Origin of the sequence: Fortiea sp. LEGE XX443, from assembly GCF_015206815.1 — a bacterium.
Taxonomy (GTDB): domain Bacteria; phylum Cyanobacteriota; class Cyanobacteriia; order Cyanobacteriales; family Nostocaceae; genus Nostoc_B.
Genome location: NZ_JADEXZ010000009.1, coordinates 83,970 through 104,550 on the forward strand (window position 1 = coordinate 83,970; position 20,581 = coordinate 104,550).

The 20,581-nt window shown below is 41.7% G+C and carries 27 protein-coding genes; 12 read left to right on the plus strand and 15 right to left on the minus strand.

All coding sequences use genetic code 11. From position 1 onward, the window contains the following. Positions 1-97: 97 nt before the first annotated feature. On the plus strand, positions 98-241 hold the full coding sequence (locus tag IQ259_RS06145) for a photosystem I reaction center subunit VIII (RefSeq protein ID WP_193882457.1): 144 nt from the start codon (positions 98-100) through the stop codon (positions 239-241). A 195-nt stretch (positions 242-436) separates the two neighbouring features. Here IQ259_RS06145 and IQ259_RS06150 read toward each other — a convergent pair whose 3' ends face one another. The 6 genes from IQ259_RS06150 to IQ259_RS06175 all read right to left on the minus strand — a co-directional run bounded on the left by IQ259_RS06150 (position 437) and on the right by IQ259_RS06175 (position 2,700). After that, positions 437-559: a photosystem II reaction center protein J gene (locus IQ259_RS06150; RefSeq protein ID WP_193882459.1), complete on the minus strand. Its 123-nt coding sequence runs from the start codon at positions 557-559 to the stop codon at positions 437-439. Between the two features lie 75 nt (positions 560-634). Beyond that, positions 635-754: a photosystem II reaction center protein L gene (locus tag IQ259_RS06155; RefSeq protein ID WP_010997988.1), complete on the minus strand. Its 120-nt coding sequence runs from the start codon at positions 752-754 to the stop codon at positions 635-637. A gap of 9 nt (positions 755-763) precedes the next feature. Next, positions 764-901 carry a cytochrome b559 subunit beta gene (gene psbF, locus IQ259_RS06160; protein WP_015115279.1) on the minus strand — a complete coding sequence of 46 codons (138 nt, stop codon included), beginning with the start codon at positions 899-901 and terminating at the stop codon, positions 764-766. A gap of 9 nt (positions 902-910) precedes the next feature. Then, complete coding sequence (gene psbE / locus IQ259_RS06165; RefSeq protein WP_193882462.1) at positions 911-1,159, minus strand: cytochrome b559 subunit alpha; 249 nt, start codon at positions 1,157-1,159, stop codon at positions 911-913. Between the two features lie 96 nt (positions 1,160-1,255). After that, positions 1,256-2,278: a photosynthesis system II assembly factor Ycf48 gene (locus IQ259_RS06170; protein WP_193882464.1), complete on the minus strand. Its 1,023-nt coding sequence runs from the start codon at positions 2,276-2,278 to the stop codon at positions 1,256-1,258. Between the two features lie 86 nt (positions 2,279-2,364). Continuing rightward, positions 2,365-2,700, minus strand: coding sequence for a rubredoxin (locus tag IQ259_RS06175; protein ID WP_193882466.1), 336 nt, complete (start codon positions 2,698-2,700; stop codon positions 2,365-2,367). Positions 2,701-2,895: 195 nt separating this feature from the next. Between IQ259_RS06175 and ndhC the strand changes: the two genes are divergently transcribed. From ndhC to IQ259_RS06205, 6 genes are all read left to right on the plus strand, one after another. Beyond that, positions 2,896-3,258, plus strand: a complete 363-nt coding sequence (gene ndhC / locus IQ259_RS06180; RefSeq protein WP_193882468.1) for a photosynthetic/respiratory NAD(P)H-quinone oxidoreductase subunit C — start codon at positions 2,896-2,898, stop codon at positions 3,256-3,258. After that, positions 3,249-3,983, plus strand: coding sequence for an NADH dehydrogenase subunit K (locus IQ259_RS06185; protein ID WP_193882470.1), 735 nt, complete (start codon positions 3,249-3,251; stop codon positions 3,981-3,983). The genes ndhC and IQ259_RS06185 overlap by 10 nt, the downstream gene beginning before the upstream one ends. Continuing rightward, positions 3,976-4,503, plus strand: coding sequence for an NAD(P)H-quinone oxidoreductase subunit J (locus IQ259_RS06190; RefSeq protein WP_193882472.1), 528 nt, complete (start codon positions 3,976-3,978; stop codon positions 4,501-4,503). Before IQ259_RS06185 ends, IQ259_RS06190 begins: the two co-directional genes overlap by 8 nt. Positions 4,504-4,690: 187 nt before the next feature. Then, positions 4,691-5,983, plus strand: coding sequence for an ATP-binding protein (locus IQ259_RS06195; RefSeq protein WP_193882474.1), 1,293 nt, complete (start codon positions 4,691-4,693; stop codon positions 5,981-5,983). Next, positions 5,973-7,598 (plus strand): tetratricopeptide repeat-containing protein, encoded by a 1,626-nt coding sequence (locus IQ259_RS06200; RefSeq protein ID WP_193882476.1) that lies wholly within the window; start codon positions 5,973-5,975, stop codon positions 7,596-7,598. Before IQ259_RS06195 ends, IQ259_RS06200 begins: the two co-directional genes overlap by 11 nt. Positions 7,599-7,739: 141 nt before the next feature. Further along, positions 7,740-8,027: a hypothetical protein gene (locus IQ259_RS06205; protein ID WP_193882479.1), complete on the plus strand. Its 288-nt coding sequence runs from the start codon at positions 7,740-7,742 to the stop codon at positions 8,025-8,027. 9 nt (positions 8,028-8,036) lie between these two features. Here IQ259_RS06205 and IQ259_RS06210 read toward each other — a convergent pair whose 3' ends face one another. The 3 genes from IQ259_RS06210 to IQ259_RS06220 form a co-directional block, all read right to left on the minus strand. Beyond that, complete coding sequence (locus tag IQ259_RS06210; protein ID WP_193882482.1) at positions 8,037-8,438, minus strand: PIN domain nuclease; 402 nt, start codon at positions 8,436-8,438, stop codon at positions 8,037-8,039. Beyond that, on the minus strand, positions 8,435-8,629 hold the full coding sequence (locus tag IQ259_RS06215; protein ID WP_193882485.1) for a type II toxin-antitoxin system VapB family antitoxin: 195 nt from the start codon (positions 8,627-8,629) through the stop codon (positions 8,435-8,437). Before IQ259_RS06215 ends, IQ259_RS06210 begins: the two co-directional genes overlap by 4 nt. A 100-nt stretch (positions 8,630-8,729) precedes the next feature. Beyond that, positions 8,730-9,134 (minus strand): type II toxin-antitoxin system Phd/YefM family antitoxin, encoded by a 405-nt coding sequence (locus IQ259_RS06220; RefSeq protein ID WP_370568005.1) that lies wholly within the window; start codon positions 9,132-9,134, stop codon positions 8,730-8,732. A 266-nt stretch (positions 9,135-9,400) separates the two neighbouring features. Between IQ259_RS06220 and IQ259_RS06225 the strand changes: the two genes are divergently transcribed. From IQ259_RS06225 to IQ259_RS06235, 3 genes are all read left to right on the plus strand, one after another. Continuing rightward, positions 9,401-9,889 carry a GNAT family N-acetyltransferase gene (locus IQ259_RS06225; protein ID WP_193882488.1) on the plus strand — a complete coding sequence of 163 codons (489 nt, stop codon included), beginning with the start codon at positions 9,401-9,403 and terminating at the stop codon, positions 9,887-9,889. Further along, the gene (locus IQ259_RS06230) at positions 9,890-10,579 is read left to right on the plus strand and encodes a ComF family protein (RefSeq protein ID WP_193882491.1); all 690 of its coding nucleotides are present in this window, start codon (positions 9,890-9,892) and stop codon (positions 10,577-10,579) included. Between the two features lie 67 nt (positions 10,580-10,646). Further along, positions 10,647-11,102 (plus strand): PPC domain-containing protein, encoded by a 456-nt coding sequence (locus tag IQ259_RS06235; RefSeq protein WP_193882494.1) that lies wholly within the window; start codon positions 10,647-10,649, stop codon positions 11,100-11,102. Between the two features lie 43 nt (positions 11,103-11,145). Here the strand turns inward: IQ259_RS06235 and cobS are convergent, their stop codons facing one another. The 3 genes from cobS to glyS all read right to left on the minus strand — a co-directional run bounded on the left by cobS (position 11,146) and on the right by glyS (position 15,672). Beyond that, the gene (cobS, locus tag IQ259_RS06240) at positions 11,146-11,919 is read right to left on the minus strand and encodes an adenosylcobinamide-GDP ribazoletransferase (RefSeq protein WP_193882497.1); all 774 of its coding nucleotides are present in this window, start codon (positions 11,917-11,919) and stop codon (positions 11,146-11,148) included. A gap of 145 nt (positions 11,920-12,064) precedes the next feature. Then, complete coding sequence (gene murD / locus IQ259_RS06245) at positions 12,065-13,438, minus strand: UDP-N-acetylmuramoyl-L-alanine--D-glutamate ligase (protein ID WP_193882500.1); 1,374 nt, start codon at positions 13,436-13,438, stop codon at positions 12,065-12,067. Between the two features lie 83 nt (positions 13,439-13,521). Next, positions 13,522-15,672, minus strand: a complete 2,151-nt coding sequence (glyS, locus tag IQ259_RS06250; protein ID WP_193882503.1) for a glycine--tRNA ligase subunit beta — start codon at positions 15,670-15,672, stop codon at positions 13,522-13,524. Between the two features lie 12 nt (positions 15,673-15,684). On the opposite strand from glyS, the gene IQ259_RS06255 reads away from it, so the two are divergent. Next, positions 15,685-15,825: a hypothetical protein gene (locus IQ259_RS06255; RefSeq protein WP_193882506.1), complete on the plus strand. Its 141-nt coding sequence runs from the start codon at positions 15,685-15,687 to the stop codon at positions 15,823-15,825. A gap of 102 nt (positions 15,826-15,927) precedes the next feature. Here IQ259_RS06255 and IQ259_RS06260 read toward each other — a convergent pair whose 3' ends face one another. Continuing rightward, complete coding sequence (locus IQ259_RS06260) at positions 15,928-17,310, minus strand: cobyrinate a,c-diamide synthase (RefSeq protein ID WP_193882509.1); 1,383 nt, start codon at positions 17,308-17,310, stop codon at positions 15,928-15,930. A 318-nt stretch (positions 17,311-17,628) separates the two neighbouring features. Here IQ259_RS06260 and IQ259_RS06265 point away from each other — a divergent pair, with 318 nt between their 5' ends. After that, positions 17,629-18,840, plus strand: coding sequence for an HhoA/HhoB/HtrA family serine endopeptidase (locus IQ259_RS06265; protein ID WP_193882512.1), 1,212 nt, complete (start codon positions 17,629-17,631; stop codon positions 18,838-18,840). 58 nt (positions 18,841-18,898) lie between these two features. Here IQ259_RS06265 and IQ259_RS06270 read toward each other — a convergent pair whose 3' ends face one another. After that, positions 18,899-19,246, minus strand: coding sequence for a DUF760 domain-containing protein (locus tag IQ259_RS06270; RefSeq protein WP_193882515.1), 348 nt, complete (start codon positions 19,244-19,246; stop codon positions 18,899-18,901). Positions 19,247-19,480: 234 nt separating this feature from the next. Beyond that, positions 19,481-20,098 carry a DUF928 domain-containing protein gene (locus IQ259_RS06275; protein ID WP_228014388.1) on the minus strand — a complete coding sequence of 206 codons (618 nt, stop codon included), beginning with the start codon at positions 20,096-20,098 and terminating at the stop codon, positions 19,481-19,483. Between the last annotated feature and the right edge of the window lie 483 nt (positions 20,099-20,581).

The following is a 20,581-nucleotide window of genomic DNA, read 5'->3' on the forward strand; positions in this document are numbered from 1 at the left end:
AACAACTGTGTTAAAAATCTTGAGAATTTAAAAAAAAGGACTAAATTTGCAGTAAGCTCATTTTGAATTGTAGTGTGATTTAACAGGAAACTTTACCATGTCTACTGAATTTTTGCCGCACATTTTGGCTTATTCTGCATCGTACTTGTCTCCTATCTTTATTCCCATTATTGGTTGGGTTTTACCAATTGCAACATTCGCGTTTCTATTGGTATACATTGAACGCGAAGACATTGCCTAATTAGGTATTTGGTAATAGTTAATTGGCTACTGCAAGTTTTACCAATTACTTATTACTAACTGCTAATTTACCTAATTGTAAAATTCACTAATGATTATAATACCGCCTGTCTCCGGGAGTCAGGCGGTTTTTTGTTGCTGATTTCTAAACAAGAGCTAGAAAATTCAGTCGATAATTATTAGGTTCAAATCGCAGTTAGAGCGAAGAACCGATTCCAGCGTAGGCTCCGTAAAAGAAAATACCTAAAACAGTGATTATACCAAGCCCTGCGATTGTAGCTACAACCCACAGGGGAATTCTCCCAGTTCCTGCTGACACAGATTTTCCTCCTCCCTTAAAAACAAATCAACACAAACAAATTAGATAAACAAAGATTCACAAAAGCAGTTCCAGTTAGTTAAAGAAATAACTGGAAAATAGAATCCCTAAAACAAAAACCAGTAGTAATCCTAAGTACAAAGAAGTACGGTTTAGTTCAACCGGCTGGTTATTGGGATTAGGCGTTCTTTCCATGATTTACTCCTAGCGTTGAATAAACTGCATTGCGGCGATCGCGCCCAAGAAAAACACTGTTGGCACACCTAAAGTGTGAACTGCCAGCCATCTAACTGTAAAAATTGGGTAGGTAACTGGTTGATTGATGTTATTTCCGCTAGTCATGATCTCAAACTACTTTCCGATAAATTGTTCAACTTGCTGTTTAGCTTCGTAACGGTTCTTCACAATGGGCAACTCTTGCCGTGTTTGTGTGTAATATTCGTTGGGGCGGGGTGTGCCAAACACATCATAAGCCAGCCCGGTGCTGACAAATAGCCAGCCTGCAATAAACAATGCTGGAATGGTGATGCTGTGAATTACCCAGTAACGAATGCTGGTAATAATGTCCGAAAACGGACGTTCTCCAGTGGTACCTGACATTTAGATATCTACCTTCAAGAAAGACAGTTATTGAGTTTATTATCCTACAAAGTTTAGAAAGAGTTACAAGTTGCAACGTCCTTCTCAGAAAAAGCACTAAGCTGGCTCTGATGACAAAGCTTTCTCAGTATTAGGGTTATATTTCAGTAAAACACCGCGATCGCCGATGATAAATCCTTGATCTGGGCGAAAAAAGACGACTTTGTACAAATTGGCTGCTACCGACTCTACATCACGGTCTTTTTCCCAGGTTTTGCCGCCATCATTACTACGTAATAAGTTTCCACTACCACCGCCAATCCAAATTTCTTCGGGGGTGCGATATGCCAAATCCAATAAACCCCAACTGGTGGATAACTCTGGATATAAAGCTTCTTGCCACTCTTCAGCGTTATTTGGCTCGCTAAACTGAATCTGACCACCTCTTGCTAACAACCACAACTGCCCGTTGTCAGCAAAACCCATATTTTCCACCCGCCGAGAACTATTGCGGTTATGGGGAACCCAAGCAGTTTGTCCTGGTTCCCAAGTAGAGTAGAAGCTACCCTTGGCAGAAACGGCGACATATTTACCATCAGCAGAACGTTCCATGTTCCGCACGACACCTACAGCTGCTTCTACTTGAGCTTTCCAGTTTTTGCCGCTATCTGTGGTTGTGTAGATTGCCCCTACATCAGTAGCCATTTCAGCGGAGTTTGCTCCCAGGGCTTGGATGGAAACTGGGCTACCAGGAAGCTTCTCGCTTAAGGCAATACGTGACCAAGAACGACCTTCATCGGTGGTATGTAGTAGCAGCGAAGGCTCACCGACAATCCACCCTTCCTGTCCTGAAAAACTTACCGCGTCAAAGCGATATCTAGAGTCATCCAGTTCTAGTGTCAGGGGTTTCCAGGTGTTGCCACCATCTTGGGTTTCTAGGAGAGTAGCGTTACCACCCACCAAAAAACCATGCTGTGGATCTTTGGTAAAGGCGATATCCAGCAGTTTTTCTTTGGTTGGTACAGTGATAACTTCCCAAGGGTTGGAGCTAGTAGAAGGCACTTTGCTGCAACCAATACACAAGACGACTACTATTAACAAGGCAACTATACGTTGCCAACTTTTCAAAATGGAGTGCATCAGTATTTGTTTAGTGTTTTCTCAAAGAAAGCTTTACTTGAGAGATGCGATCGCTCTCTAGAACAGGTAAAAAAAGATAGCGGGTCTTATTGTAAGCCGTAAAGACTGATAAAAAACAAGAAACCCAGAGCCAAAGCCCCAAAAATTAAGATATTCTTTTGTCCTGGCGTGAGCTTGTTAACACCCAAACCATAACCGAGATTTTCTTTGAAACCGGATGCTGTACCAGACGGGCCAATGTTGGCAAAAGCAGTTTTTTTGGCAGTACAAACTGGACACCGCCAATTTACAGGCAATTCTGTAAAGAGTGTCCCTGAAGGAATATCATGCTTATCATCTCCCTTCTCAGGTTCATAAACATAACCGCAGGCGCGACACTCATAGCGGTCTAACGCTGGAGTCTCAACAGCTTGTTCGCTCATGGCTAAGGTCTCCCAGAGGGGAATTATTAAATATACGTTAAAAATTATGACATAACTGTTAGACTTTTCTATCACTCACACAAATGAATTAAATACCTGAAATCCTTCTGTTTCCCAGATTTCAGAAAAGTCGAAAAGATATAATGTAAAAGAAAGTAACAGCCTTATTTACACCATAAGTGGTAGAAATTCATTGTGTTTGTCCTTAGCGGTTACGAGTACCTTCTAGGCTTCTTAATTATCTGTAGCCTAGTGCCAGCCCTAGCGCTTTCTGCTTCCAAGCTTCTCAGACCTAGTGGTAACAGCCTGGAACGCCGCACTACCTATGAATCTGGGATGGAACCAATCGGAGGAGCCTGGATTCAGTTCAACATCCGCTACTACATGTTTGCTCTGGTTTTCGTCGTTTTTGACGTGGAAACCGTGTTTTTGTATCCTTGGGCGGTTGCTTTCCACCGTTTGGGGCTATTGGCATTCATTGAAGCGCTAATTTTTATCGCAATTCTTGTAATTGCCCTAGTTTACGCATGGCGTAAAGGAGCTTTGGAATGGTCTTGAATTCTGATTTAAGCACCCAAGACAAAGAGCGAATCATCAACCCCATTGAGCGTCCGACAGTCACTCAAGACCTTTCAGAAAATATTATCTTGACAACGGTTGATGACCTCTACAACTGGGCAAGGCTTTCGAGTCTTTGGCCTTTACTGTTTGGTACAGCTTGCTGCTTCATTGAGTTTGCAGCTTTAATTGGCTCTCGGTTTGACTTTGACCGCTTTGGTTTGATTCCCCGTTCTAGTCCCCGTCAAGCTGATTTGATTATTACAGCCGGGACAATCACCATGAAGATGGCTCCTCAGTTGGTGCGTCTTTATGAGCAAATGCCTGAGCCGAAGTATGTCATTGCTATGGGCGCTTGTACAATTACTGGCGGGATGTTCAGCGTGGATTCTCCCACGGCTGTGCGCGGAGTTGATAAATTGATTCCGGTGGATGTGTATTTACCCGGTTGTCCTCCCCGTCCCGAAGCGATTATTGATGCGATCATTAAGCTGCGGAAGAAAATCGCTAATGATTCCATGCAGGAACGGGATCAAATCAAGCAAACCCACCGGTTCTACAGCACGACACATAACCTGAAGCCGACAGAGCAAATTTTAACTGGTAAGTATTTGCAGTCAGAAACTCGCTTCACTCCACCGAAGGAATTGACAGAAGCAATTGGTTTACCAGTACCACCGGCGCTGCTAACTTCGCAAACCAAGGAGGAACTGAACCGTGGCTGAAGAAGAATCTAAACCAGTACCAGCAGGGGAAGATTCCTTAGTTCAAGCTGGGGCTATTTCTCAATGGTTGGCAGAAAATGGGTTTGATCATGAATCTTTAGCGCCTGATAAGAACGGGGTAGAGATAATTAAAGTGGGGCCAGAATTCTTGCTCCCCATCTCTACAGCTTTGTATGCTTATGGGTTTAATTATCTCCAGTTTCAAGGTGGTATCGACCTTGGCCCAGGACAGGATTTGGTTAGCGTGTATCACTTAATTAAGGTGAGTGATAATGCTGATAAGCCGGAAGAAGTGCGGGTGAAAGTGTTCCTACCACGAGAAAATCCCACAGTGCCTTCAGTGTACTGGATTTGGAAAACCGCAGACTGGCAAGAACGTGAAAGCTACGATATGTTCGGCATTGTCTACGAAGGACACCCGAATCTCAAGCGGATTTTGATGCCGGAAGATTGGGTGGGTTGGCCTTTGCGGAAAGATTACGTCTCGCCTGATTTTTACGAGTTGCAAGACGCTTATTAAAAAGTGCTGAGTGCAAGTTGGTGAGAATTTCGATGTCTCATCTTTAACCCCTTTCCGGCGGCGGAGAGGGGTAATGTTTTTTATACCCAAAGTGGCGCGGAGGTTGGCGCAGAGTTTCGCAGAGAATATTTCTACTTTTGCAAGGATGGGTGATGATATGAATAGTTAAGTTGTGCAGTGATGGCTTATGTCTAATGAATTATTAAAGTCTTTTCAGCAAGCATATAGAAATTTAGAATTATTACCGCTAATTGAGATAAAAGATTTAGATAGATTTAGGGTGAATTATGGTAATGAGGTGATTGAGGAATTAGAACAGTTAGTCGAAGATAGTCCTAATGGTGATGGCAAGATTATTTTTACTGGACATCGTGGTTGTGGTAAGTCTACTTTGTTAGCTGAGTTTAGTAGAAGAATGCAAGACCGTTATTTTGTGGTTTTGTTTTCTATTTCAGACACAATTGAGATGTCAGATGTTAATCACATCAATATTTTGTTTGCGATCGCTGTTAATTTAATGTATGAGGCGGAAGCTCGTAGAGTTGAAATTCCTAAGTCTGCGAAAGATGCTTTTTATAAGTGGTTTGCTACTCGGACTAAGACTGAAGAATTTAACATTGAGGCTGAAACTTCACTTGGGTTTGATTTGCTCAAGTTGATTAGTAATAAGTTAAAAGCTGATGCTGCTGTTCGTTATGAAATTAAACAAGAGTTTGAGAGAAAAATTTCTGATTTAATTGCTCGGATTAATGAAATAGCTGCCGTTATTCATGTAGCTACTAGAAAAGATGTTGTAGTGATTATTGATGATTTAGATAAATTGGAACTAGAAAGGGTAAATGATATATATAGAGACAATATTAAAACTTTATGTCAACCAAATTTTAGAATTATTTATACACTACCTATTGCTGTTTTACGAGATAAGTTTCTCAGACGACTGATTGAGACGGAAACTAATGACCAAGTTGTAGTTATGCCTGTATTAAAGTTATTTGAACAGGGGCAAAGCCGTCAGGTTGGTGCAAAGCCTCGACCGCAAGCAAAGGATATTTTGTGTGAAATCTTACAAAAACGAATTGCATCTGAACTTATAGAAGCACAAACGGCAGAAAAGATTGTTTTAAATAGTGGTGGCGTGTTGCGAGAGTTGGTGAGAATTGCTAATGAATGCTGTCGTATTTGTCTGCGATTAATTAGGCGTAAACCTGAACAAGCTGTGGTTATTGATGAGCAAATTTTAGATGAGGCGGTTAATAATATCCGTAATGATTTTGCTGTGCCTTTGGGGAAACTGGATTATGGCATCTTGCAAACTACATATAACAACTTTATGCCCGATGATCCGAGAGATTCTGAGTTTTTAGATTTGCTCCACGGACTTTATATTTTGGAATATCGCAACCGCAAGAACTGGTACGACGTTCATCCAATAGTTGTAGAACTCTTGAGAGACCAGGGGTTAATCAATGACAGTTAATGAACTATTTGAAGATGCAGAAAATCGAGATGTTTATGATGATTTAATTGTTTCTATCGAGGCTAAAGCACATCGGTTAAATTTGCTAATTGCGGTTTGTGATGATGCTAGTTTTCGTGATGAAATTATTGCTCAGTATGAAGCAGAATTACAGCCTGAAATTTGTTGCTATCGGGTGACATTGGCGCGGGGTGAACCGAGTTTGACGGCTGCTGTTGCTCAATTAGTGGAAAGAGAAAAATATTTGCAGCAACATAACCCAGCAGTTATTACTGTAACTGGTGCAGAACAGCTTTATTTTCTCAAAATGGGGAATGAGCGATCGGAACAACAGGTTTTTTTTGGTTATTTACAGTGGACAAGAGAAGCATTGAGGGCATTTCCTTTTGCTATAGTTCTCTGGGTGACTAATCAAATATTAGTTGATTTGATGAAGAAAGCACCTGATTTTTGGAGTTGGCGCAATGGTGTTTTTCGGTTTGTGTCTAGAAGGAAAAACACTATTTCTGGTAGAGAATTAGAGCCGATTCGTTTTGCTTTCAGTGGTAATGAGATTTCAAACTTGGATGATGACAATGATTATTTATTGCCTATAGAAGATTTGCAAAGGTTTATTCAAGATGCAGAACAGCGAGATGTAAAAGATGCGGCTTTAGCAACCTTATATTTTAGTTTAGGCAATATTTATAGGAAAAGACTGGAACGGGGTGAGTTTCAGGATTATAAAAAAGAGCAAGAATTAGGAATTAAATATTTAAGCAAAGCTGTGGAATTACAACAACAGTTAGGTTTAGAGAAAGACTTAGCCCTTAGCCTCAACAACCTAGCATTACTCTACCAATTGCAAGGCAGATACAGCGAAGCCGAACCCTTGTACATCCAAAGCTTGGGACTGTGGCGCAAACTGCTGGGGGAAGAACATCCCGATATCGCCACAAGTCTTAACAACCTAGCATTACTCTACGAGTTGCAAGGCAGATACTACGAAGCTGAACCCTTGTACATCGAAGCTTTGGCAATGTCGCGTAAACTGCTGGGGGAAGACAGTCCCGATGTCGCCTCTAGCCTCAACAACCTAGCATTACTCTACTATTACCAAGACAGATACAGCGACGCTGAACCCTTGTATATCCAAGCTTTCGCACTCAGGCGCAAACTGTTGGGGGAAGAACATCCTCATGTTGCTGCAAGCCTCAACAACCTTGCGGCACTTTATGAATCCCAAGGTAGATACAGTGAAGCTGAACCCTTGTACATCGAAGCTTTGGCACTATATCGCAGATTTCTAGGAGAAGAACATCCTGATGTTGCTACAACCCTCAACAACCTAGCACATCTATACAAATCTCAAGGTAGATATGAGGAATCTGAACCCTTGTATATACAAGCTTTGGCACTTACACGCAAATTTTTAGGAGAAGAACATCCTGATGTTGCTACAAGCCTAAACAACCTAGCAGCACTATATCACTCTCAAGGGATATACAGCAAAAGCGAACCTTTGTATATCCAAGCTTTAGATATTTTAGAGAGACAGTTGGGGGTGGATCACCCAAATACTGTAGCTTGTCGTAAAAATTTAGCAACTTTACATGATCGCCTATCCTCAGAATAATAGCAGCGATCGCCTAATCTCAGCTTTTCACATTCCAGACAAAAATATTCTTGTTTCAAATAAGAGCTTCCTGTTTTAAGTGAGAACATTCTTGTTTCAAGTGAGAATGTTCCTGTTTCAAGCTAGAAGTTTTGTGTTCTGATGCGGAATGGTGGAGTTGTGAAGGCGATCGCTCACTCTTTTTACTCGAAGTTTTGTGTTCTGAAGTGGAATGGTGGAGTTGTGAAGGCGATCGCTCACCTTTTTTACTTGAAGTTTCTTGTTCGGAAGTGGAATGGTGGTGTTATGAAGGCGATCGCTCTAGCTTTTTACTCGAAGTTTTGTGTTTTGAGGCGGAATGATGGAGTTTTGAAGGTGATCGCTTCACCTTTTAGCTCGAAGTTTTGTGTTCTGAAGTGGAATGGCGGGGTTGTGAAGGCGATCGCTTGATCTTTTAGCTCATATTTTTGTGGGAACGGAAAGCAACCCAAGATGTTGAACAAATGGCAAGAAATCTTTGTCACTAAATAAAAGTGCATTTTGGCTTTCAATGCAAAAAGTAGCGATAATCACATCAGCCGTTTTGCGAATAGTAATGCCGCGCTTTCGGAGAATTCTATAGTTATCAGCACTTTTGACGGCAAGATCAATACCTAACATTTCAAAAATTGTCAGAGAAGTCAGCAATTCCTTTGCTGTTTGATGATCTACATCTGAGCGAAATCCTTGCAGTACCTCAATCAATATAAGATCACCAATGGCAAGCGGTTCTACTCCTAAAAGAGTATCCAGCTTGTTTGTTTCCGGAGTTTCTCTACCGTTGAAATAGTCTATCCATACACTTGAATCTACAAGAATCATGGATTTGTTCTTATCTCATCAAGGTTGCCTTCCCATTTGAGATGACCTCGATAAGCCTTTATTTTTTCTTGTTGCTTTAGTTTAATTAGTGTCTTCAAACCAAGCTCAATTACTTCTTGTTTAGTCTTAAGGCCAGTTACTTTAATTGCTTCATCTATTAGCTTTTCATCAATGACAAAATCAGTTTTCATGGTATGACTAAATATCTTTATGACGATTGTAATTGAAGTTTCGTGTTCTGAGGCGGAATGATGGAGTTGTGAGGGCGAAAAACCATCGTATCAATCACCATCAGGATTGTCCTGCTGATTTCCAAGTCTGCACCCGGCTTTCTGCTTCCATCGGTAACGCCTCCACCCGTTGACGAATACGAGCCAGCACTTCTTCACGTTGTCTATAGCGTTTTGGCAACAAATCGCGGATTTCTTGCTCCAGTTCATTGAAAAAATCTTCTGCTTTTTTCCCTTGTCCTTCCTGCATCTGTTCCAAACTAAGTTTAATACCCTTTAAAGTTTCTACTAACTCAGCCGCATCTAAAAGTTCTTGATAAGATTCTGCATCTTGAACAACTAACTCTGCTTTTCCATTGACAGTCAGAACTAAGGGATGTTTTGTTTGTTTAATCTGTTGTAAGAACTCAGTAGTATTACGTTTAAACTCAGTGAGAGAATGTATATCTTTTGATAGATTTATCATAATATAAATATTGAATTAGCATCTAATTCAATGCTAAAAAGTATCTGTTTAGTTTGTCAATCTAATTATGAAGTGTTTGCAGTCTACTGATGAAAGCGATCAACTCATAACTTTAATTCCAATGAAGATGACTTACTCCAGTACGGGCAGAATACATACATTAAGTGCGCTATCTGATATTCTTTCTGCAAGAATAGCTATCCAGTAGGTAAATTGGGATATAGATCCAGAAAATTTTTCTGTCCAAACCTAACCCACACATCGGAATGAGAGAACATTATCGAGATTTCTTGATTCGTAGCTGGGATAAAGGCGATCGCACCAGAGCGGCCGCAGTCATCAGTTATGTATTATCAGAATACGGCTTGGGTTGGGAACCCAACGGTGCTGACAGAGACGTGTTGCAAGTAGAGGAATGTTACTTAGCGACAGGTGGTGAGTTTTGGGTAATTGAACACCAAAGTCAGATAGTAGGTACTGGGGCATATTACCCCATAAGCCGTGGGGAAAAAGCCGTCGAAATTCGCAAAATGTATCTTTTACCGAGTGTTAGGGGTATAGGATTGGGGAAATATTTGTTACAACAGCTAGAAGCAGCGATCGCTATCCGGGGTTTTCAGCAAATTTGGATTGAAACCGCCAGCAGTTTAGTAGAAGCAGTCAAGCTATACGAAAGCAATGGCTATCAACCAGAAACAGGTGTGGAAACTGCACGATGCGATCGCGTGTATGTTAAATATCTCAACCAATTCTAAATGCCTAGTTGGACGCATAATTTTAAAAGCTTTCTCAACCTGTTTTTACAATCTCATTGCCCTTTGTGTCAGCGAAGTACGTCTGATGCTTTGTGCCAATACTGTGCTAGACAATTACAAAACTGCGCTCAAAAAAATCCTTGTGGATCATGGCAAGGTGAAATACCAGTATTTGCTTGGGGAGTGTATGGTGGTAGTTTAAAACGTGCGATCGCTGTGATGAAATATGACAATCAGCCAGATATTGCCCGGATGTTAGGTGTATGGTTAGGCGAAGCATGGTTATCAAACTCGCCTCATTGTCATACTCAACTTCTAGTTGTACCGATTCCCATGCACCCTCAAAAGCAAAAGCAACGTGGTTACAATCAAGCTGCATTAATCGCCGAAAGCTTTTGCCAGACAACTAAGTTAAAATTGAAACTAAACGGTTTGAAAAGGGTGCGAGAAACTCAAGCGCAGTTTGGTTTGTCGATGTCTGAGCGAGAAAAGAACTTAGCTGAAGCTTTTGCTGTTGGGCAAGAATTTCGCAGTCCCTGCCCAGATATTCCATTATTGTTGGTAGATGATATCTACACTACTGGTGCTACTACCAAGTCTGCTGTCCAAACACTTCGTCAGTCTGGAATTACAGTCTTAGGGTTAGCAGCGGTTGCTATTGCCGTCAAAGACCAACATACCAGTTCTTAGGCGAGTCATCCCTGACAAATCTATAATTAAGCGAATACCCTGTGTTGTGGTAACACTGCCTGAGATTATGAGTAAAGCTTTTGCAGCAGGTTTAAGAAGATTAATCATTGTTCCTACTACTTTTCTGGCAATTGGTATAAGTACAACAGCAGCATTAGCTCAAAATAAGTTGTACAGTCCTATTCCTTTAACTAATATTACTGAACTGTCCGATACGCTTTCAGACAAAGATATACCCACGGGGCAGGGTGGATTCGCCCGTGACTATACAGTTAAGTTGAGTAAGGGTGATAATCTAGCAGTTGATTTATCTTCCGAAAACTTTGACAGCATTATCACCTTGTTAGCACCAGATGGCTCAACAGTGGCGGAAAATGACGATGGGCCTGATGGTACAAGTAATTCTCTGCTATTTACCCGCATCAACGAAACAGGGATATACATTATTCGTGTTCGCTCTTTTGGGGAAACTGGAGTTGGAAATTTCAAACTTAAGGTAACAAAATTGCAACCGATTAAGTAAAGTGCTGTTAGCGGTAGCGGGGCGTTCAGCCCGTGCTGAGTTATTACAAACCAGTCAATACACAGAGAAATAAGGCTTCTGTCCACTCGACAACTGCGCCGTAAGTATCACCTGTGTGTCCCCCTAGTTTGTGATTAAACCATGCGCCTGTGACAAAGGCGATCGCACTACCTACAACTATCATGGCTAGTGCGAAAAATAGATTTTGGCTATTTAACAAACACAGTAAACCACTCAAACCCCATAGCAACAGCAGTCCTGGAATTACATCTTTGTAGGAACGAATGGCTTCTTTATGAAATGCACCTTTACCAGTGGGTTTTAGGTAAGGATATCGCAATATTGCTAGTTGTTGTCCCCAGCGTCCCCAACCGCAAGCCGCCATCAAGATTAACCAACGGTTAGCCTCAATTTCTGTCAAAGCTGCTGTTTTTAATAATACGATGGCGATCGCAGCCATTGCCCCAAACGCACCTGTGGCGCTATCAGCCATCACTTCTAGTCGTCTTTCGGGATTCTCCACTGCTAAACCATCGGCTGTATCCATTGCGCCATCTAAATGTAATCCTCCAGTCAAAGCAATCCCAGCGCAAACGACTATAGCACTGCGTGTTAATACTGGTATACTCAAATAATTCAGCCCAGTGTCACATAAGCTTAAAATTCCCCCAATTATTAGCCCTATCAATGGAGACAAGCGTGCTACTCCCCGAAAATCTAAGCCATTGACATAAGGCAAAGGGAGAATACTGTAAAATATTATACTAGCTGCAAGATTGCATAAAGATGTTTTCCACCACAGTGAAAAATTGGCCATATTGGTTACATTCTTGAACGGCTATTAATTAATACCAATTCTCTAAAATTAGGCAACACATTCAAACCCCACAACCCAGATCAAACCCGAATTACGAATTACGAATTGGTATAAAATAAGGAGATGACTGAGGCTGACACCTCACTTAGGACTTTTCTACCCAAGCTAGGCATAAGTTGCGGAAGTCGTCACCGCGCACTTCAAAGTTGGGATACTGGTCGAAACTTGCACAAGCGGGAGATAATAAAACCACAGCCGCTTGATGCTGTTTAGCTAATTCTGCTGATTTTGGAACTGCTTTCTCCATCGTTTCTACAATTTCGTAATTGGTGTAACCCACTTCTTGCAAACGTTGGGCAAAAGCTGGTGCAGCAGCACCAATCAATAACACCGCAACCGCTTTGGCTTGAATCTGGGCTAACCAGCCTGCGTCATCGCCGGGTTTAGCTTCTCCCCCCGCAATCAAAATTGTCGGGCTATTCACCGATGCTAACCCTACTTCGGCTGCATCGTAGTTGGTGGCTTTGCTGTCGTTAATAAAGTCGATACCTTCCCAAGTGCAGATATGTTCTAAACGGTGGGGTACACCAGAGAATTCTTGAATTGCTGTGGTAATCGCATCGGGTTTAATTTCTGCTAACCGCGCTGCTGCTACAGCCATGAGGAGATTTTGCAGGTTGTGTTCTCCTACCATTCGTAATGCAGAGGTTTCAACAATTTTGGTTGGTGTTGAAGTTGCGTTTAATTTTTCGACAACCCAGCCATCTTCGATATAAAAACCTTTTTCACTGATTAAGAAATCTTTGCCTTTGACACTTGTCCAGTAAGCATCAGGCCAATGACTAAGACCTATCTTATTTAAGTAAGCATCATCGCCGTTAAATACTTGCAATTGCGATTGTCGTAACAGCTTGGCTTTGATGTCGTAGTAATTTTCTAAAGTTTTGTGGCGGGCGAGGTGATCTGGTGTGAATGTTGTCCAAACGCCGATGCGGGGTGCTAAAGATGAGGATGATTCTATTTGATAGCTGCTAATTTCGCCAATTACCCAATCAGGAAGTTTGGGTACAAGGGCAACTTCACAAGCTGCATAGCCGATGTTACCGCAAGCGGGAGCATCAAAGCCGGCTGCTTGAAAAATGGCTGCAATTAAGGCTGTGGTGGTAGTTTTGCCATTTGTACCGGTGATTGCTACCCAAGGTTGCGATCGCAAATATCGCCAAGCAAGTTCCATTTCGCCAATGGTTTCAATGCCTAATTCTCGTGCTTTAACTAACACGGGTATATCCCAGGGTACACCAGGACTAACAACAATTAATTGGGGTAAATCAGCACCATCTAAATCTAGAGAATACCCTAGTTTAACGGTGATTTGTTCGGCAGCAAGTTCTTGTTGTTGTTGCAGGAAGGTGTCAGAGGTGTTTCGCTCGCCTAGCTCCACCTCCCAGCCTTCCCGTTTCAACAATCTCGCCGCAGCAACACCGGACTTACCTAATCCAATTACATGAGCTTTGGACATAGACTGTAGCAGAGACCCCTGGTTAAGCACTACTTATACTAGCGCTTATTGGCAACATTTACACCATCTTTTGTTGATTTATGCTACAAATTTTTAACGATCGCACCAAAGTCAGCTAAAACCCGCGCGTGGTTTCGCAGTAATCCTAGCAAATTCAGCCGATTGCGCTTAATTTCGGGATTGGTATCCATAACTAACACACTATCCGCACCATCAAAGAAATTGCTGACGGTAGGAGCAATTTTTGCTAACGCTGTAACTAACAGTTGATAATTGCGCGATCGCTGGGCGGTTTGGGTTTGTGGTACTAATTCTATAATGCCATCGTAAAATGCTTGTTCAGATGACTTTTGGAATAGTTCGGGACGAATTAAACCTTTTGGTTCTAGCTGTTTGGTATTTAAATCACCTTGGGCCGCGAGGCGTGTAGAACGGTTGACGGTTTCGTAGATTTTATCTAGAGTACCATTGTTGCGGATTTGTTGCAGATATAGGGCGCGATCGCGTACATCTAATAAATCTTGCAACGCTCTTTCTGTATATTCTGGGTCATTTTCTCCCAAAACAGCATTCACCAAATCGTAATCAATTTGTTTTTCCTCTTGTAGTAAAGTCCGAATTCTTTGCAAGAAAAACTCTTGCAACGTTGTTACTAATTGCCCTGATTCTTTGTTATATTCTTGAGCAAAGTTAGCTGCTGTTTGCCGCAATAAATGGTCTAAATTTATTGCTAAATTTGCAGTCCAAGTAATATTAATAATGGCATTTGCTGCCCGACGTAAAGCAAAGGGGTCAGAAGAACCTGTGGGGATCATCCCCAAGCCAAAAATACTGATTAATGTATCTAATCTATCTGCTAAACCAACAACTTGACCTGCTAAAGTTTCCGGTAAAATGTCATCGGCTCCCCGTGGTAGATAATGTTCAAAAATTGCTGTTGCTACTTCTTTTGATTCACCACTTGCTAAAGCATATTTTTGCCCCATAATGCCTTGCAATTCCGGGAATTCATAAACCATTTGGCTAACTAAATCAGCCTTACACAACAAAGCTGCTCTTTGAATATTGTGGCGGTCGGTTTCTCCTAATTGCAGTTGTGTCGCAATTTGCTCGGCAATATTAACTATGCGATTAACCTTAGCACGTAACGAACCCAAATCTTCTTGGAAAGTTACCTTTTCTAACTGCGGTAAAAAGCTTTCTAAAGATTTAGATATATCGGCTTTGTAGAAAAACTGTCCATCTGCTAATCTGGCACGGATGACTCGCTCATTACCTTTGGCAATGATATCTGCTTTTGCCGGGTCGCCGTTAGAAACAGTGATGAAATAGGGTTGTAATTCTTGATAATTTTCTGCTTTAAAAACTGGGAAATATCGCTGATGGCTCACCATCACAGTAGTAATTACTTCTGTTGGCAAGTGCAGAAATTCTGATTCAAATCTACCAACAACTGGCGAAGGCCATTCCACCAAGTTAGTCACTTCTGCTAATAAGTCAGGGTAGATTTCGGTGGAGCCATTGACACTATTAACTGCTGCGTGAACTTGTTCTTGAATTATAGTTGAACGTTCATTGTCATCAACTACTACGTAGGCAGAACGTAGAGTGTTAACGTAATCAGTTGCTTGGTTAATTGTTATAGGTTCAGCATGTAAAACCCGATGGCCTTGGGAAATGCGGCCGCTCTTGATAATCTCTGAACCATTAACTAATTCTATTGGCAATACTGCATCATCTAACAAAGCCACCAACCAACGCAACGGGCGAGAAAATCTTACATCGCCGTCACCCCAGCGCATCAATCGCTTACCTTCTAAATTAAAAATCCATTGGGGAACTAGTTCTGTCAAAATGTCGGCTACGGGACGACCAAGAATTTTTTTATTGACAAAAACAAAATCGCCTTTGTCAGTGGGGCGAATTTGTAGCGCGTCAAGTTCGACTTCTTGTTTTTTAGCAAAGCCGACAGCGGCTGGTGTGGGTTGACCATTTTTAAAAGCGGCTTGGGCGGGAGGGCCTTTGATTTCCTCTTCCCGGTCTGGTTGTTGCTGTGGTAGACCTTTAATTAGTACCGCCAAGCGTCGGGGAGTACCATAAACTTCTACAGCTTCACTGCTGAGACTGTTGGCTGCGAGAGTTTGGGGAATACGCGATCGCCATTGTACTATGGCATCACGGAGAAAATTTGCAGGTAGTTCTTCTGTACCAACTTCTAATAAAAATGCAGGCATAAGACACTGTTGTTGAGCTTCACATCAGTCAATTCCACCAGTTTACCTTGCCATCATGTTGAAGTATGCGATGTTTTAGCTGAAGCAGCAGAAGCCCCGACTAACACCGCCTCCTCACCTACACCCAGTTCGTCACCTTGGCTAAGTACCTAAACAGAATTAATTACACATATTGTTTTCCTGTAACCTGTAACCTGTAACCTGTTCCCTCTCTCTACGAATGAATTTAATTTTGCGCGACTACTTAACATGATGTTACTCAAGACTCAGCAGTTTTTCCAGACATTGCTGAATAAATCGCTGGGGAATTTCTACACTTGCGCCCCAATGTAAATGCACATAGGAAGCATGAAGATTGACGGGGAAATTCCAGCCTTCATATCCCATATTTTCTTCGCAATCGTAGCGATAAGTTTCAAACAATGGTTGAGGGGAATTTGCGCTTAAACTGGAACGATGAAATTCATGTCCGTAGACATTTGTACCTGCATTTACTAACAAACTATCTTGTAAAGCTACTGCCCGACGATATCCTAAAGTTAAACGTCCACCCATGCAAGCAGATGTTGGTATGATTCCCACCATTGGGTAAGATTTATCTTCAAAATCAATTATTTCTGCACACAAATACATCAATCCGCCACATTCGGCAATTGTGGGCATTCCCTGAAGAATAGCTGTTTTTACTGCCTGACGAGCGCTGGTATTGGCGGCTAATTGTTGAGCAAACACTTCTGGGAAACCACCACCAAAATACATTCCTTGTATATTTTGTGGTGGTTCAGAGTCTTCTAAAGGACTCCAGAAGACTAACTCTGCGCCTAATTGTTGGAGTAAATCGAGATTATCTTGGTAATAAAAATTAAAAGCGCGATCGCACGCAACTCCAATTTTAATACAGGCAGGGGCGAAACTAGGAGGTGGAGATGGCGGAAAAGATGGTGATTTTAACAAAGGTAATAAACTCTGCCAATCGAAGCAAGTATCTCCTAAATCTGCAAGGCGTTCAATAACTGCATCCAATTCGCTGAGTTCTGCGGTGGGGACTAAACCGAGATGGCGATCGGGAATTGTAATATTATCTTGACGACGCAGTACACCGAGAATCGGTAATTGTAGAGATTGTAGAGCATCCTTGAGTAGGGAGAGATGGCGATCGCTTCCTACTCGATTCAGTACTAAACCAGCTATTTTAATTTTAGGATCAAAAGAACAATAACCGTGAGCGATCGCGGCCACAGAACCAGATAAGCGACTGCAATCAATTACCAACACTACAGGTAAATCGAGCGATCGGGCAATATGCGCCGTACTCGCAAAGTCTGTGATTTGCCCTTTATCCTTTGCAAATGACGAAACACCATCAAATAAGCCCATTACTCCTTCTACTAAAGTGTAATCACTTGCTTGGCTATGACGGGCAAAACATTGTTGAATATAATTTTCTGAAGTCAGCACCGGATCTAAATTGCGACAAGCAAGACCAGTAACGTACTGATGAAACATTGGGTCAATGTAGTCTGGGCCAACCTTGAAAGATTGCACCTGGCCACCGCGACGACGTAAAGATGCTAATAGGGTGAGCGTGACCGTTGTCTTACCCACCCCACTACGTTCCCCAGCAATTACTAAAGCCATAAAACCAGTTAATTTTGAGCAGCCCTATTTGTTCTTTGCCAAACCCACTTTTTCACAGTAATATACCTTCTGACAAAACTCTAGTTGTCAATATGGATGAGATTTCAAAAGCTCGACACCTGCATAGATTTTTCTAATACTTCTTTAGGACGAACAGGTTAGGGGTCTATATCTTTCACATTCCTCTGTCTCCATTACCCAATTTTTAGTTTTAATATTTATTAAGCAACTCTATGTTAAATTTATCTGTCCACTTATGACTTGCTTGACTACACTTAGAAATTAGCAACTGCATTGCTGTCCTTAAGCGTAATTATTATGAATTTATCTTTCAAGCAACTGGCTATTTATTTATCTTTACTGGTGGTTGGTGGTAGTGCAGGTTTGTTTGGTAGTCGCTATCTCCTGACGCAAAATCGCTCGTTTCAAGAGTTAAGAAATGTGACGATGGCTTTACCTCCAGAATCTGTTACTCCTTATGCTCCTCCTGGCTCTATGGGAGCTAGTGGCGGAGATAATGTAAATTTTATCGCCACGGCAGTGCAGAAAGTCGGCCCGGCGGTAGTACGCATTAATGCGACTCGTAAGGTGGCAAATCCCATCTCAGAAGCTTTAAAAAATCCCCTATTACGGCGCTTTTTTGGCGAAGAGGAACAAGCAATTCCCCAGGAGCGAATTGAGCGCGGCACAGGCTCAGGATTTATTTTGAGTAAAAATGGTGAATTGCTAACGAATGCCCATGTGGTGGCTGACACAGATACAGTACAAGTTACTCTCAAAGATGGTCGAACTTTTGAGGGGAAGGTGCTAGGCGTTGATACGATTACAGATGTGGCAGTTGTGAAAATTCCTGGTGATAAATTGCCGACTGTGAAGCTGGGCAATTCTCAAAATTTAATTCCGGGACAGTGGGCGATCGCTATTGGCAATCCTCTGGGTTTAGATAACACTGTTACTATCGGCATTATTAGCGCTACAGACCGCACTAGCGCTCAAGTTGGTGTCCCAGATAAACGCGTTAGTTTTATCCAAACTGATGCAGCTATTAACCCCGGTAATTCTGGGGGGCCTTTGTTAAATTCCCAAGGCGAGGTAATTGGCGTTAATACAGCCATTCGCGCTGATGCACAAGGATTAGGTTTTGCTATTCCCATTGAAACCGCCGCCCGTGTTGCCAAAGAACTATTTACCAAAGGGCGGGTAGATCATCCTTTTTTGGGGATTGATATGGTAGATTTATCTCCAACTAAAAAACAGCAAATTAATCTGGAAAACAAGCTCAACATCCAGCCGGATACTGGCGTTGTTATTAAGGGAGTTTCAGATGACTCGCCAGCAAAACGGGCAGGGCTGCTTCCTGGAGACGTAATTCAAAAAGTTAACGCGAAACCAGTTAAAACAGCCGCCCAAGTCCAGAAACTGGTAGAATCCAGCACAGTTGGAGATATCTTAGTACTTGAAATCAACCGCAGTGGGAAAATACAGATTTTTAAAGTGCAGTCAGGGATTTATCCCAAAAACAAAAAATAGTCAATAGTCCAGAGTCTAAAGTCTGAGTCTCTATATTTTTGACTTTGACTCTTGATAACTATTGGCCGTCAGACAAATAATCTAACTGCATTCTTTGTTCCATCTGACGTAAGAAATACCCCGTCATCATTGCCGATGCTAATAGCCCAGCTAGATTCTCTCGGTCTGTGGTAATCTGCACATTAAAGTTTTCTGCGGGAAGCATCCCCACCAGCCCTTGGACGTTTTGGGAAATGATTTGTTTAATTTCGGGGCTGACGGACTGGGCGACACGAGCTAGAACATCAGGAGACTGATGTTGCAAATACTGGAGTAACTGATTGGGGTTTTCCTCAAAGTTCTCGTTTAGAAGTTGATTCGGGTGTTCCTCGGAGTTGTCATTCAAAAAGTCAGGATCAAACACCATTGGCAGTCTTTTTTAGCTTAGTTGCTAATTCTACTCTAAACCATAGTACAAGAGTAGGGCCTTTTCCTGGGTTATCGCTTTTATATCTCACTTCGAGGAGGCTAGAGTTAAAAGCTCGTATTCTTTACTTAGGACAGGCTGACGCGCCGTTATAGTAAAAACACTAGGGATTGGGGTAGGGTTCATCGAATTCACGTTAATTCGTAATTAAACCACACTGAAAAACCCTCATGTTTAGATTGTTGTATCTACTTCTAACTCACCCACTAAAGGCTCTGGGACAATATTTGCTAATTTGACAGACTCTAAAAGACTTTGCCAATCTGTTTGCAAAGCTGCATCATTTGGACGCTGACGACGTAACTGTGCGAGGATAGCCAAACTATCGTACCAAATGCCATTGGCTGCATATAGAGCCGCACGTTCTCTTGGCGAAGCTTTTTTTAACTTATTAGTCAACTCTTTGTCAGGAACGATTTGTTTGACAGTTCCACCTACAACTTGATCACGAGCGCGGTCTTGAGGTTGACAAATCACGCCTAAATACCAATGATACTCTTGACCAGCTTCAAGTAATAGCTGATTTTTATCAGCAGGTATATCAATGCTAAAAATTCCTGGTTGCTGATTAACTTTATATTTTTGCTGATAAATTACTTTTTGAGCAGGATCTTTTACAAAAAACTCAAATCCTTGTACAGTGGTTTTGGCAGTTTTGGGAATATAGAAAAATAGTTTGGGACGCTCAACAGTAGTCAGTACAGGGTTATTTTCCGGGACTAAAACAGTCAGATGATTCTTATCTCTACCTAGCAAACAATGCTCTCTTACTCCTCCTGGGATGCGCCTCATCCGTTGTCCATTGCCAAAATGTTGATATTTGATTGGCGCTCCTGGTACTATCTTTTTGCTATCTATGTTTTTTTTGCGCTATAGATATAGACTGTGACTGAGCAGGTATTACGTTCACAGAAAACAATAATGTTGCAACCAAAGTTCCAATTAGAGATTTTTTAACTATTTTGTGCTTCATAATAATTTCTTTCAGTGCTGTTTTTGAAACTAAATTATGTAAATTTTGTTTCTCCAATTATAGCGAATTGCCCACGAAGCTTTTTTTATTACATATTAAATTTAAAGTTTTTGGTTCTTGCGTTGGTTTTATGGTACGGCATTAAAATCGCAGTTTTATAGAAACTCTGAAAAATTTAAAATTCAATCGCAGTAAAGAACACAGGATATAATTAGGTTTTATTTATCCCTGTTCTGTCACTCTCCGAAAACATTTGCTATTGCTGAATTCTAGAGCTTTTGCATAGCAAGCGATTGGCTTCG